Below are 12,879 nucleotides of genomic sequence, written 5' to 3' on the forward strand. Positions count from 1 at the left end.
CTTCACTATAAGTACCGCCTAACCTGCCAGTTGTAAGTGTTCGCCACATAGCTCGATACATCCCCCGAGTAATGGGGGCCGGGCGCGTGGCCCATGCCCATCAGCTGCCCGTCTCCCACGTACATCTCGACGTGATCCCATGTCGGGTTGTACCCGTTAAAGTTGCAGAACACGAGGTCGCCCGGCTCGAGCTGGGAGGCGGAGACGCCCTGCCCTCTCGACCCCGAGGCTATCTCCTTGCCTCCGAGCGACTGGTCGCCGGTGTACCAGCCTATGTCCATGCCGGTGACGGCTAGGTAGGCCGCCCTGCACATGCCCGAGCAGTCGGTGGCGCCCGTCCTGTCGGGATCCACGCGCAGGCTCGCATCCTGGGAGTACACCAGCCACTTGTTCTCGCGCGCCTTGACCCATTCGGCCACGGCCGCCCCGTCGCCCGACGCTCCGTAGGACACCTCGTAATGCTCCAGCACGCGCAAGGGGTAGTTGGGCGTGCCGATACCGTAGCTTCGCGCCAGATCCTCGCTCCACCTGCCGCCGTTGGACAGCGCGTAGGCATGCCAGCCAGGGCCCGAGTTGTACGTCTGCAGCACGTTCTTCAACGCCTCGAGGTCGCAAGGGTCGTCGCATCCCCAGAGCCGCAGCTTGTCGGACAGGTACGCGCAGCCCTGCTTGACGCTGGCCGAGCACCACCAGTCGTCGCCGTCCGCACCCGTCACGGGGTCGGCGACAGTGCCGGCATCGGGGAATCCCGGGCGGGACGCCCCCGTCGACTCGGCGCACTGGAACGGGTCGTGGTCGGCTATCTTCCAGCCGGCACCGCCGCTCTCATGCTGGCAGACCGCCAGCGCGAGCTCGACGAACTCCCCCTTGCCCTCCTGGTGCATGTAGTAGGACACGTAGGGCCTCAGCGCCTGCACCTCCTCCGACAGGCCGACGGCCCTCGCCTGGGTCGAGGACGCGCCAGCGCCGCACATGCAGAGGACGAGCCCGCAGAGCGCGAGCGCCGCGAGCATGGCCATTGCGAGCGCGACCGTCGGCGCGCCGACGGCGGCCGCGGCCGCGGCCAGCCCCTTGCCGGCCCCGACCGCGGCGGCCTTGCCGGCGTTCGCCGCCGCCGCGCGCCCGACGCCGGCTGCGGCCTTGCCCGCCGCAGCTCCCGACGACGCAGCGCCGGACGCCGTGGCCGGCGCTGCGGAGCGCGCGGCGGCGGCCGTAGACCCGGCGCCGCGGACGCCCGCAGCTCCCGGGCCGCCGGGCGCGCGGCCGGCCGGGCGCGCGGGATCGCCGGGCAGCCCGGCGCGGCCCGCGGGCCCGGCCGGGCCCTGTCCCGATCCTGCCCGGCCCGGCCTCCTCGCGGCCCTGCGCGCGACGGTGGAAGCGCCTCCGACCAACATGTCGGATCCGGCCTCCGACGACGTGTCGCGGCCGTCGTCCACGGTGCTCTCCAAGTAGCCCCACGCCGTCCCGGCGATCCCGAGCGCGGCGGGGGCCGCAGCCCTCCCGGATGCGGTCCCCGCGCTCCCAGGGGACGGGGACCCGGCGGCGGGCGAGGGCGCGCCCGCAGACTCGAAGCCCGCCGGCGCGGGTACGGCCGGACGCGGCGCGGCGCTGCCCGTGTCCCCTGCCGCGCCAAGGCTCGCCGGGACGGCGGACGCCTGCGCGCCGGCCCCTTGCAGCGCGCCGGCGGCCCTCGCCGCCGCGCCGGGAGGGGCGGGGGACAGCCTGGAGTCGAACATCGTGCCGGCCGGCGCGGCCGGGCCGGCCGCGAAGCTGATGCCCGATGTCTCGAGCGCCGCCGCATCGGCGCTGCGCGCGTTGCTCTGCGGCGCGTCGCCCGCAAACGTCGCGGAGTCCTCCGGCCTGGCGTCGTCCTGCCAGGCGGCGATGACGTCCTCGCTATGTCCGATGTTGACGTACATGGCCTACATCGCTCGCCCTTTGGTTTCCTTGGGTTTGGAAGTGAACACCTTGTACGTCTCGGTGCCCTTGGGCCAAGAGTCTTTGAACGGCATGACCGACCCCATGACCGACAAGACGCCGTGGCCCTCGGGCGGGTTGACCGTGTAGCGCATCTGCCGCTCGGACATGTGAAGCCGCTCGGCGAGCTCCCTCGCGTCGTCGTGGGCCATGTTGTACATGGTGACGACGCCGGAGTTGTCCAGGGCGCGGGACGCCTTGGCGTTCTCGAGCACTGCCAAGACGTTCTGGGTGGCGCCCGTCTGGTACAGGTCGTACTTGCGGCCTTCCATCCACGCCTTCAAGAAATATTGCGCGGCGATCGGCCAGTCCATGAAGGTCTGGAACTCGTCGAACAGCACCCACGTTTCATAGCCCTTCACCTTGTTCATTACGGCTTGCCTCCAGAACATGTCCGTGAAGGCGAACAATGCGGGGGCCTTGATGATGTCGCCGGCGTTGCGGAACCCGACGCCGAACAGCCTGCAATCATCGTCGTCGAAGGGAGATCCGTCGCGCTGGCTGAACTGACCGCCGACTGCCGTAGTGGTCGTGAAGAGGCTGAGCGCCTGGGCGGCGTCGCGCGCGACGGGGACTTTCATGTCGCCCAGCTCATCGGCGAGCTGCGCGAGCACGGGGACGTCCTCGGCCCGGTGCGTGTCGAGGTAGCGGCCGTAGACCTTCGGTATGCAATCCTGGATGCAAGAATAGAGCAGCGTCGCCTCCTTCGCAGCCCGTGTGTCCTTGCCGTCCATGACCGCGCCCTTGTAGAGCATGCACTCCACCTGGCCCATGAGGTACTCCGCCTTGTCCGCGATGGCCTGCTCTACGTCCTCCACCTGGTCGATGTTGATGGACATGACATTGAAGTAGTCCTTCGAGCCGGCGCCGACCTCGAACCATTTACCGCCGAGGAGCTGAACGAACGGCTTGTATGCGAGCCCGGGGGACGCGATGTAGACCTTCGCACGGGGGCGTCGAAGCAGGATCTGCAGGTTCTCCCGGCACAGGCCGAACGACTTGCCCGAGCCCGTGATCCCGAACACCATCTGGTGCGGCGCGCCGAGCGCCGTCCGGTCGAGCATGATGAAGTCCTCCGACTCCGCGTCGACCCCCCAGTAGATACCGCCCGGATCCTGGTAGCGGCGCGACGTGAACGGGATGAGCGCGCCGACGTTGGCGGTCGTCATCGTGGACGGGGCGTTGATGAAGTTCTTGCCTATGGGAAGGGTCGCGTTCATGGCGTCCTTCTGCCGCTCGCGCCCCGACAGCGGCGTCGCGCTCACGCCCCACCTCCCGCAGGCCCGCTGCAGCTTGGGTATCTGCTCGAGCTTGAGGTCGTCGGGCGTCTCGGCGCGCACATGCGCGCTCATGGTCGTGTAGAAGAGCTTGTGGCCTCCGAACTGCACCTCTTTCTTGAGCTCCTCCGCGTCCTGGGCGCGGTCGACGTGCTTGGAGGTCATGTAGACGCCCGCCGGCATGTTCTCGCGACGCGCCTCCTTGGCACGGTCGTGCGTGTCGCCCTCGACGGCGGCGATGTAGGCGTCGGTCGCCTTGCGCGAGCTCTCGGCCGACGTGGGCTGCATGTGGATGGTGAACATCATGTCCATGGGCGTCGAGGTGATGACGCTCACCATCCTGTCGTCTATCATGCCGGGCGACTTGCGCAGCAGCAGCGTCGAGGCGTAGAAATCGTTGCAGCGGTAGATCCCGCTGTCCTTGACGACCGAGGTGGTGCCGTTCGGGCGCGGCTTGAGGATGCGCGGCTCGAACGCGAGGGACATCGGGGCCACGGCGTCCTTGGTGGTGAGCCCCGTGGCCTTGCCGGTCTTGGTGTCGACGAGCGTTGCCCAGTCGAACACGAGGACGTCGGAGGGCCAGAACACGCCGGCCACTATCTCGAGCCATTCCGCGCCGCTCAGCACCGTCAGGCCGGATCCCATCGACTCGAAGTCGGGGCGTATGTCCTTGACCAGGCCGTCGAGGATGCTCTGGGCCTCGGCCTCGTTGTCGGCCTTGGTGCAGATCGTGAGCAGCAGGCGCGTCTCTATGTCCGTCTTGCCCTTCGACGCGCGGTCGGTGAGCACCTCGTTGACCTCGTCGCGCAGGCGGTCGAGCCCGTCCGGCTGGTGGGATATGAGCACCTCGTCGAGGATCGACCGGCGGCCGACGACGCGCACGATGACCGACCACTGCAGGTGCGTCGTCGGCTCGAACAGGTTGTAGACCCGCAGGAGCCGGACGTACAGCGCCTCCTTCTCGCTCTCGCCGAGGTTGCGGTAGTCCATGTTGTCCACGTCGCATGTTATCGAGTAGAGCCCTTTCTCGACCTTCACGACGCCGCTCTCGAAGCACTTCTCGTAGCGGATCGCATCCTGGGTGATCTTCGACAGGGGCTTGCCCTTCGCCTTGCGCCGCTCGTACTCGCGGCGCTCTCGCTCCCGGTTGCGCGCCTCGGCGAGCGCCATCTCGGCCTGCTTCACCGTCAGGCCCGCGACGTCCGGCATGGCAGCATCCGCCCTATCGTGCGCTTCGCGCTTTGCCGCGGACGTACTCTCGCTCTTTCTTCTCATGCTTGGCAGACTCCTTCCTCTCCCTGGGCGACTTCGCCGGCGGATCTTCCATCACCTCGTACTCGTCCTCGTCGTCGCAGCCGTACACGTATACGTCCTCCCCGCTCAACGCGGATGCGAGCCGCTCCCTCATGTACTCCTCCGGCGACTCGTAGCCGGGCGGGGCCTTGGTGTTGGCCACGTAAAAGAAGGGGAACGCCACCGCGATGGCGGGCATCACGCGGAAGAGCTCGGGCACGCTCAAAGGGGCGAACCAGAGCGCGCCGCCGACAACTGCGGCGAGGACGATGCCGATGCCGCCGTACTTGAGCTCGCGAGACGTGAAAGGCCCGAATGCCTTCCGCTCGTAGTCGAGCGGGTCGAGGTGGTAGGGGACGGTGAAGGACATTGCGGCCTCAGCTCATGGAGAGCATGAGGACGGCGCCGCCGCCTATGGCCGCCATGATGCCGCCGCCAACCATCCCGGCCAAGCCCGCCTTGGCCTTCGGCCCCTCCTCGTCCTTGTAGTTGAAGTAGTTGTAACCCCCTACCACCAAGATCGCGAAGCCCATGACCGTCATGCCGGGCCCCACGTATTGGGTGATCATGTAGTTGAAGCTTGGCCCGTTGACGTCCACGGCGTAAGCGGGCCTCGCGCTCGCGAGGCACACGGCGCCGGCCCCGAAGAGCGACAGCGCCGCCGCCTTCGCCTTCCCAAGCGCAGATGCCCTGTTCTTGGCCGTTTTCGATGTTTGGTCTTTCATGTCCCGTTCCTTTCGAATATCATTTCCTTGGTCAAAGCCGCCTCGTTGCGGCCGTGATCGCTTCTCGGCCCCGGACCGTGGGAGACGGACCGGGGCCTTTCCATGTCGTCAAGCGGCAAGGGATGCCCGCACCCTCGCGTTGTGCTCCCTCATCTCCTGCAAAGGGAAGGGCCCTGTGACGGCCTCGCCCCTTCGGTCGGGCGCGAAGGGCGAGTCCTTGTACTCGTCCGTGTCCTGCGTGCGGTACTTGCCCACCATGAGGGGCGCGGCGCCCGAGAAGTGGACGATGCACTGCTCCCGCGGTATCTTGTCGACCTCGGCCTCGTCGAGCAGCGGGCGGCCGAGCGACTGGTACGACGACTGAGCGGAATCGTTGCTGCCCATGATCCGGGCGCTCACCGTCTCGCTCACCGTGTGCTCGTAGACCGTCTGGGTACCCAGGGACTCCGAGATGTACGCGCGGCTCTCCTTCGAGCGGCCGCCGCCCATGTAGACGATCGTGTCGCAGGCGTCGAGGATCGCGCCCAAGATGTTCTCGCCCCATTTCTCCTTCGCGAGATCCATGCTCTGGAGGCCCATCACTATCGGCATGTTCCTGGAGCGGGCGGTCATGAGGATCCTCTCCTTGTAGGGTATGTTGCCCATGTTCAACATCTCGTCGATGAACGACACGACCGGGACCGGGAACCTCTCCCCCGGCAGGTTGTCGGCGATGTTGTAGAGGGTGCGGAACGTCTGCTGGTAGAACATGGCCAAGACGAAGTCGAGCTGGCCGCCAGCATCGTCGGCCACGACAAACAAGTTGGTGCCCTCGAAGGGTATGCGGTCGATCTCCATCTCGTCGCGCCACATGAGCTCGCGGATGACGGGGAGGTTGAAGGGCATGAGCCTGACCGCGCACGACACCAGGATGGAGTTCATCGTCCGGCCCTTGCCGGCCAGCTTCAGGCCTTTGTAGGTGCGGCAGGCGTAGCTGTCCGGCTTCAGATGCTCGATCAGCGCGAAGAAACGGTCGATGGTCGTGGGCGTGTTCGGATCCTCGTCGTCGCTCGAAGCCTCGGCGGTGAGCAGGATGTCCGCCATCGTCGGTATGTTCACCTCGACGTCGAGCCCCGGAGCTATCTCCTTCAGCTCGCGCAAGCCTCCGATGATGGACACGAACACCGATTTCTCGGATTTCTCCCAGAAGTCCCCGTCGACGCCCTCATCGGGCTTGCGTCCTGTGGTGTTGCCCATGATGGTGTCGACGGCGATGAGCACCTCCAAATCGTTGCGCGTGTACTTGAGCGGGTTGTAGCCGTGGCTGTTGGACGGATCCTTGGTGTTGAGAACCTTCACCACGCGGTCGTGCCTCATGAGGTACGGCAGCATCCGCTTCACGGTCGTGCCCTTCGTGTCGCTCGTGATGCTCGACGGGTCGGTGGGCCGCCAGAACCGCAGGAGCGCGGGGACGAACAGATAGAACGTCTTGCCCGTGCCTGGCGGGCCGAAGCACATCACGTTGCGGTTGATCTCCACGAAGCCCTTCCGGCGCGTCCCTATCGCATCGGGGTCGAGGCAGAGCTCGACGCCCTGGGCGAGCGGTATGTTGTTCAGCGGGTTATCCGTGTCGGCGTGCCTGTCCTTCTCGTCCTCCTCGCCCCAGCGCGCGGTGCCGTGCTCCATGCCCGCCATGGTCGGCTTGTCGGCCTTCTTGCCGCCGAGCAGGTACACGAGAACGACGGCCGCCGGCCCCGCGAGCCCGACGGCCACGGCGGCCGGGTCGAGGCTCAGCGCCCAAGGGCTCCGCGCGAAGTCGAGCAGGGCTACCGGGATGCTCGTGAGCGCCGCCGCGGGCCCGCGCGACGAGGCGACGGGGATGACGTAGCCCGCCACATGGTTGACCGCAACGAACGCGACCAAGGAGATGCCGGCCATGAGGGCGATGAACCCCTGGCTCGCCTCCCGCTTGCGCGCCGTCGTTGCGACGGGCACCCCGTTTTTCCCGTTCTTGGCCATCAGCGCGCCGCGCCCTTAGATTGCACGGCCGCCTTCGCCCCGCGTTCCACGCCTTGCTGGCGCTTGGCCTCGAGCTGCGCCTTGATCATCTTCACGTCTTTGGAGCATGCCTGCAGGACGTCGCCGATCTTCGCGCCGTCCAGCTTTTCGGCGGAGCCGAACCGCTCGATGCTCGGCAGATCGAGCCCGTCAGGGTTCGTCATCTCCTCCAAGGAGCTTCCGATGTGCGCCTCGCCCGCATCGTCGGCCACTTCCGCCGACTTGGTGGCGGCGACCACCGTCTCTACCGTTTCCGACGGGCCGACGTCGCGCGGCTCGACGACGTAGTCCGCCTGCTCCACGGTTCGCTCCTGGCGTGCTGGGGCGTCGAGCTCGGGAGCGGCTTCGCCGCGCTCCTGTGCGGGCGCTTCGGGACGCGATCCCACGGCGACCTCGTAGCCCCTCTCGGCGAGCTCCCCCGCCGCCAGGGACTCCGCGTACTCCATGGCCTCTGCGAGGTCATCGAATCCGCGCTCGCCGAAATTGGGCCCGTCGGCGTTCCCCCATACCTCCCATCCCTCGAGGGACGGGTCGGATTCCACGACGGCCTTGGCGTACACCGACACGCCGACGACGGCTTCGGCGTCCCATGCGTTCGCGTACGCCTCCAGGCTGTACCTGCCATCGCCGACGTCGATCCACTCCGCCCTGATCGCCTGCAGGGCGTCGTCCCTCACCATCCCCGTCTCGGCGACTTCGCAGAACTCGTCCCAATCCTCGAAGCGCGCAGTGGTGAAGTCCTTGAGGTTCTCCTTCGACGATTTGATATAGCGGTCTGCGATGGCCTTGACGCCGGCGGCGTGCTCGGACGCGAAGGTGAGCGAAGCGGTTTCCGCCGCCTCGTCGAAGGACAGGGAGAAGGGGATGCCGTCCTCCTCCATTGGGCCTCCCATGATGTTCGCGGCCCGGTCCCACTCGACCGTGGTCATGGTCAGCGTGTAGTCGCCCGCCTTGCGCCCGTCGAGGTCGCGCGCGGCAGCTCCCTGGCGCGGGATCTCGACGTTCGAGCCGAGCTCGGCGGCCCTCTGCTCCACGAGCAGCTCGCCCGCCTGCACGGCCTCGCGCTCGGTGCCGTAGACGCCGTCGCCGAAGCGCTCCCCCGCCGCCTCGCCGTAAACGTGCCATCCCCCGTTCTCCGGGTACACGTGGGCGGCGGCCAGCACCTCGTCCTGGCCGGCGTTCCTCGCCTCGAGCGTCGAGCGGGCTCCCTCCCGTTTCCATACGCCCTCGGCGGGAGACGGGAGGTAGCCCGCGACGGCGCGCGCGACGTCCTGGGCGCTCTGGGGATGCCCGTACGCCTGGTCGAGCTCGCACAGGGCGCGCTCCACCATGCTCGCGTCCTTCGCGTTGAACTTGACGACGTAGCCGAGGTTCTCCGGGCGGCGGGCCACCTCGAAGTAGACCCCCATGGCTGCGAGGTCGGCGCGCATCTTGTTCACGGCGGCCACCTCCACGGTGGACGCCACCTCGAAGCACTCGTTGAGCGAGCAGCCGCGCCAGTCCCGCAGCGTCTCGTAGTAGACGTTGTCAACGGATTCCGGGTGCATGGCGTCGTACTTCGCGGCGTAGCCCTTGGTGAGCGCCTTGAGCGTCTCGAAGTGCTTGGCGTCGCACGAGTAGACGAGGCCGCCGTCGGCCTGCGCCACGTACTCGGCCCCTATGCCCGCCGCGGCGAGGTCGGCGGCGAAGCTCGCCGCGTCCTCCGGGGCTATGCGGCCGCTGATCTTCGAGGGGTCGCGCCGGCCGTCGTCCCTCCCCTTCTCGCGGCGCTCGAGGGCCCACTTGATGAGCTGGTACATCAGCTCGGCCATCTCGTTCGCACCGTTGAAGATGAACCGTACGACCTCTTCCTCCGATGCCATTCGCTACCTCCTAGCCTTGGGGGATTCGGCGACGAACTCGCATCCTGCCTCGGTCACCGTGTACCCGTTCTCCAACTGCGCGCCGTTCTCCGCATAGCGGCCGTTCACCTCGACCAGGCCGAGCTCTTTGAGGTAGCCGAGGACGACGGACACCGTTGTCGGGTTCATCTGCAGGTCCCTCACGAGCTTCTTCCGGCCGACGACGATCCTCCGCACGTCGTCGGAGTTGTCCAGCATGTAGCGGAGCATGTCCTCTGCATGCTCGGCCAGGGCCCTCCTCATGCCCCCTCCCCTTCTTCGCGCCTCGTGGCCCAGATGCCCAGCAGGACGGCGGCCACCGCGGCGAGGAGCATGGCCACGCCCTCCAGGGCCGGGACGCGGTCGCCCGTCGCGGTGAGCGCGCCACCGTTGCCTGCCGTGCCCGTCGAGAACCCGTGATAGGAGGATGCGAAGCCGAAGGTGTCGATGACCCGCGTGATCACGTTGTCATGCGCGTCGTCGTACAGCCCCTGCCCGTCTCTCCAGTTGCGGGTGATATGGCTCGTCACGCTGTTGGGGATGACCACCTCGCCGTTGCTGTTGTCCAGGGGCTCCGTTGCGTACACCAGGTAGCTCATGTCCTGCAGCGTGCGGAACCCTACCTCGACCGACCCGTATTCGAGCATGATTCCCGTGACGTATTCGCCGGCGGCGAGGCCGAGCCCGTCGACGTCGAGGCGCGTGCGGGCGCCGGCGGCGACGCCCTCCCTCCAAAGGCGCCACCCGACCGTGCCGATGCGGTCGGTTCCGTCGGCCATCTGGTTCGGGGGGTTGCCGGCGGTCGCGCTGGCGGTCGAGTACACGGCCGACGTATCGGTCATGTTCGTCCGGTACCATACGTTGACCAACCCGTCGGTGTCGCCATAGGCTGCAGGCGTCACCAGCGTGTCGAGCCTGATTCCCAGGTTGACGAACTCGCAAGGATCGACGACCGCGTACTGGTCTGCCCTCACGTTGGTGGAACCCGCGTCGAACGCGACGTCGTAGCGGTAGCGCTCCTTGCCCACGTTGTCGACGCGAACGGGTGCGCGCTCATCCGACTGGAACGCCGCGCTCGTGCGGTCGATGGTCGCCTTGCTCACGTTGCATTCGAGCGATATGGCCATGTTGCCGTACGTCTGCGTCTGCCGGACGTCGCTGTCCTTGTCGGCCTTGAAAAGGTAGCGTCCCCAGGTGGATCCCGCCGACTCCCACCACTCGGCGTAATCGGGGTTCGGCACCGCCTCGACCATCATGTACCAGCCGAACTCCAGGCCCTCGAAGATGACGGCGCCCATGTCGTCGGTCGTCCCCTCGGCGACCATCTCCCACAGGCTCCCGTCCACCTCGCCGTCGGGATCATCCGCGAACACGCCATGGAAGCCCTGACGGCCGCCGAACGTCGGGTCGGGCTCCCCCTCCCCGATCCAGCGGTACAGCCCGAATCCGGTCTTGCCAACCGGCTCGCCTGTGTCCTGGTCGACTTTGTGGGCCTCGATGATGCGCTTGTGGTAGTTCGTGTTCAAGAACACGTAGGCCGGCTCGCCTGCGATCAGGCCCTCCTCGTCGACGGAGAATTCGTAAACCTCCGGGTCGAGGATGTAGTCATCGCCTGTCTTGGTTTCCTGGCAGTAGTAGGCGAGCCCGTCGCCGTGGGGGATGCGCTCGAGGACGAAGCTGCCGTCCTCGCCGGTCGTGGCCGTGGCATCGTACGCTATCTCGCCCGCCGCGTCCTCGGCCCACACGTGCCACTCCGAGCCTGCATAGTCGACAAGCTCGCCGTCGATCAGCTCGGCCTTCTTGAGCAATATGAACGTGGTGGGCGCGTCGGCCGTCTCGAGCACGGTACGCGTCACCTTTACCTCTTGGCCAGCGTATGAGAGCTCGACCATGTGCGTCTCGTGGTCGATGGCCCAGCCGTCGGGCGTGGCCGTCTCACGCACGTTGTAATCGCCCAGGTACAGCTCATCCGTCTCGGCCTTGCCGTCATCGCCCGTGGTGACGGTGGCCACCACGTCGCCGGAGCTCGCATGCACCGTGCCGTCGGGGGTCACGATGTCCGCGGCTGCCGTCACCTCGTAGACCGCGCCTGGCACGGCGCGCCCGTCGGCCTCGTCGGTTTTGACGATTTCGATGACGCCCTTCTGGGGCGCGTCCTCCACGACGGCCCCGGCCCGCGTCACCGCGACCTCCTGGCCGGCGTATGAGAGCGTTACATCGACGGGCTCGCCGTTGAGCACGTACCCGTCGGGCGCGAGCGTTTCTTCGACCTCGTAGCGGCCCAGGTACAGCTCCGGCGTCTCGGCCTTGCCGTCATCCCCGGTCACGACCTCGGCCACCACGTCGCCCTCATGGGCGCGCACGGTGCCGTCGGGCGTCACCACGTCGGCGGCGGCGGTCACGCGGAATTCGATGCCGGGCACCGCGACGGGCAGCCCCGACTCGGCGTCGACTTTGTGGGCCTCGATGATGCCCTTCTGGGGCACGTCGCCGAACTCGGACTCGGCGTAGGCGGCTTCGACCTCCTGGCCGGCGTATGAGAGCGTTACATCGACGGGCTCGCCGTTGAGCACGTAGCCCTCCGGCGCGAGCGTCTCGACGATGCGGTAGCTGCCCAAGTACAGATCTTCGGCCGTTGCGGTGCCGTCGGCGGCCGTGACAATGTGCGCGGCGATCTCGCCGGCGGGCACGTGCACCACGCCGTCGCCGGTCTTGATGTCAGACGCGGCGACGAGGTCGAACTCGATGCCGGCAGCGGGTACGGGCTCGCCCGTCTCGGCGTCCACCTTCATCGCCTTTACAGAGCCCTTCTGGGGCATGTTGGCGTACTCGACCACAAGCGGATCATCCCAGTCCGTCGTGGTTGACACCGTGAAGGGCACGTCGGCATGGCCGAGCAGGTAGCCCTCGGGGGCGGACACCTCGCGAAGGTAGTAGGATCCGGCGTTGAGCTTCTGAGGCAGGTACACGCGGCCCGTATCGCCGACCGTGAGAGTGTCGTAGCTGATCGCCTCGGGATACGTCTCGTGCCACACAATGGGGGTCTTAGACGCATCGAGCACCTGCAGCTGCGTTCCCGCAACCAGCACGGGCAAGCCCGACTCGGCGTCCACCTTGACGAGCTCGACGCCCGCAGTGACGTACGTGTTGTTGGCGAAGAAGTGGTACACCTTCTTGTCCTCGCGGGCAGAGAACGTGAACGGCTCTATGGGATCGTAATTCGGCTTCGGCCCCGTCTCGATCACCAGGTAGTCATCGTAGGGCAACGCGCCGTGCTGATCGTCCGGTCGCGGGTTGTAGGACGTGTCCGCTATGCCGTTCTCATCGGTTACGATAGTGGCATAGGGCGCGGCTCCGTCGCGCACCGTGTAGGTTCCGTCGCCGTTATCCACGAAGTCCTTGGAGGCGTAGATGCTGAACTCGACCCCCGGCAAGGGTATCGCGTCGGCCTTGTCGCCCTCGGTGACGTCATCGCCTATCTTCGTGCCTACCTTGATGATGAAGCACTCCGCGGCCTTCACCTGGTCGTCGATGGCCTGCTCGGTGGTCGCCTCCACAACCTTGCCGTCCTCGCGGATCTCGAAGCGCCATACTTCGTCGGAGAGCAGGTAGCCCTCCGGCGGGACGGTTTCGCGCAGCTCGTAGGTGCCGTAGGGCAGAAGGTCGCTCGCGGTCTGCGCCACGCCGTCG

At 67.1% G+C, this 12,879-nt stretch carries 8 protein-coding genes; all 8 read right to left on the bottom strand.

Annotated features, from left to right (window positions below; translation table 11 throughout):
• Window positions 1–5: 5 nt before the first annotated feature.
• Entirely contained in the window at window positions 6–1,919 is a 1,914-nt protein-coding gene (locus C1878_RS15770; RefSeq protein ID WP_114516675.1) for a lysozyme family protein, read from the bottom strand.
• Between the two features lie 3 nt (window positions 1,920–1,922).
• The gene (locus C1878_RS15775; RefSeq protein WP_015539640.1) at window positions 1,923–4,463 is read right to left on the bottom strand and encodes a VirB4-like conjugal transfer ATPase, CD1110 family; all 2,541 of its coding nucleotides are present in this window, start codon (window positions 4,461–4,463) and stop codon (window positions 1,923–1,925) included.
• Window positions 4,464–4,476: 13 nt separating this feature from the next.
• Window positions 4,477–4,917: a PrgI family protein gene (locus C1878_RS15780; RefSeq protein WP_015539641.1), complete on the bottom strand. Its 441-nt coding sequence runs from the start codon at window positions 4,915–4,917 to the stop codon at window positions 4,477–4,479.
• 7 nt (window positions 4,918–4,924) lie between these two features.
• Entirely contained in the window at window positions 4,925–5,272 is a 348-nt protein-coding gene (locus C1878_RS15785) for a hypothetical protein (protein ID WP_015539642.1), read from the bottom strand.
• A gap of 108 nt (window positions 5,273–5,380) precedes the next feature.
• Window positions 5,381–7,270 carry a VirD4-like conjugal transfer protein, CD1115 family gene (locus tag C1878_RS15790; RefSeq protein WP_015539643.1) on the bottom strand — a complete coding sequence of 630 codons (1,890 nt, stop codon included), beginning with the start codon at window positions 7,268–7,270 and terminating at the stop codon, window positions 5,381–5,383.
• Entirely contained in the window at window positions 7,270–9,171 is a 1,902-nt protein-coding gene (locus tag C1878_RS15795) for a hypothetical protein (protein WP_015539644.1), read from the bottom strand. Before C1878_RS15795 ends, C1878_RS15790 begins: the two co-directional genes overlap by 1 nt.
• A gap of 3 nt (window positions 9,172–9,174) precedes the next feature.
• Window positions 9,175–9,453: a protein kinase gene (locus tag C1878_RS15800; protein WP_009307248.1), complete on the bottom strand. Its 279-nt coding sequence runs from the start codon at window positions 9,451–9,453 to the stop codon at window positions 9,175–9,177.
• On the bottom strand, window positions 9,450–12,879 hold a 3,430-nt coding region (locus C1878_RS15805; protein WP_114516677.1), incomplete at its 5' end, for a SpaA isopeptide-forming pilin-related protein. The genes C1878_RS15805 and C1878_RS15800, both read right to left, overlap by 4 nt.

Origin of the sequence: Gordonibacter sp. 28C (assembly GCF_003339845.1) — a bacterium.
In the GTDB taxonomy this organism is placed as follows: domain Bacteria; phylum Actinomycetota; class Coriobacteriia; order Coriobacteriales; family Eggerthellaceae; genus Gordonibacter.

Bases quoted from the DNA above. Each gene is read 5' to 3' on its own strand.
- C1878_RS15770 (WP_114516675.1), bottom strand. From the start codon at position 1,919: ATGTACGTCAACATCGGACATAGCGAGGACGTCATCGCCGCCTGGCAG.
- C1878_RS15775 (WP_015539640.1), bottom strand. From the start codon at position 4,463: ATGCCGGACGTCGCGGGCCTGACGGTGAAGCAGGCCGAGATGGCGCTC.
- C1878_RS15780 (WP_015539641.1), bottom strand. From the start codon at position 4,917: ATGTCCTTCACCGTCCCCTACCACCTCGACCCGCTCGACTACGAGCGG.
- C1878_RS15785 (WP_015539642.1), bottom strand. From the start codon at position 5,272: ATGAAAGACCAAACATCGAAAACGGCCAAGAACAGGGCATCTGCGCTT.
- C1878_RS15790 (WP_015539643.1), bottom strand. From the start codon at position 7,270: ATGGCCAAGAACGGGAAAAACGGGGTGCCCGTCGCAACGACGGCGCGC.
- C1878_RS15795 (WP_015539644.1), bottom strand. From the start codon at position 9,171: ATGGCATCGGAGGAAGAGGTCGTACGGTTCATCTTCAACGGTGCGAAC.
- C1878_RS15800 (WP_009307248.1), bottom strand. From the start codon at position 9,453: ATGAGGAGGGCCCTGGCCGAGCATGCAGAGGACATGCTCCGCTACATG.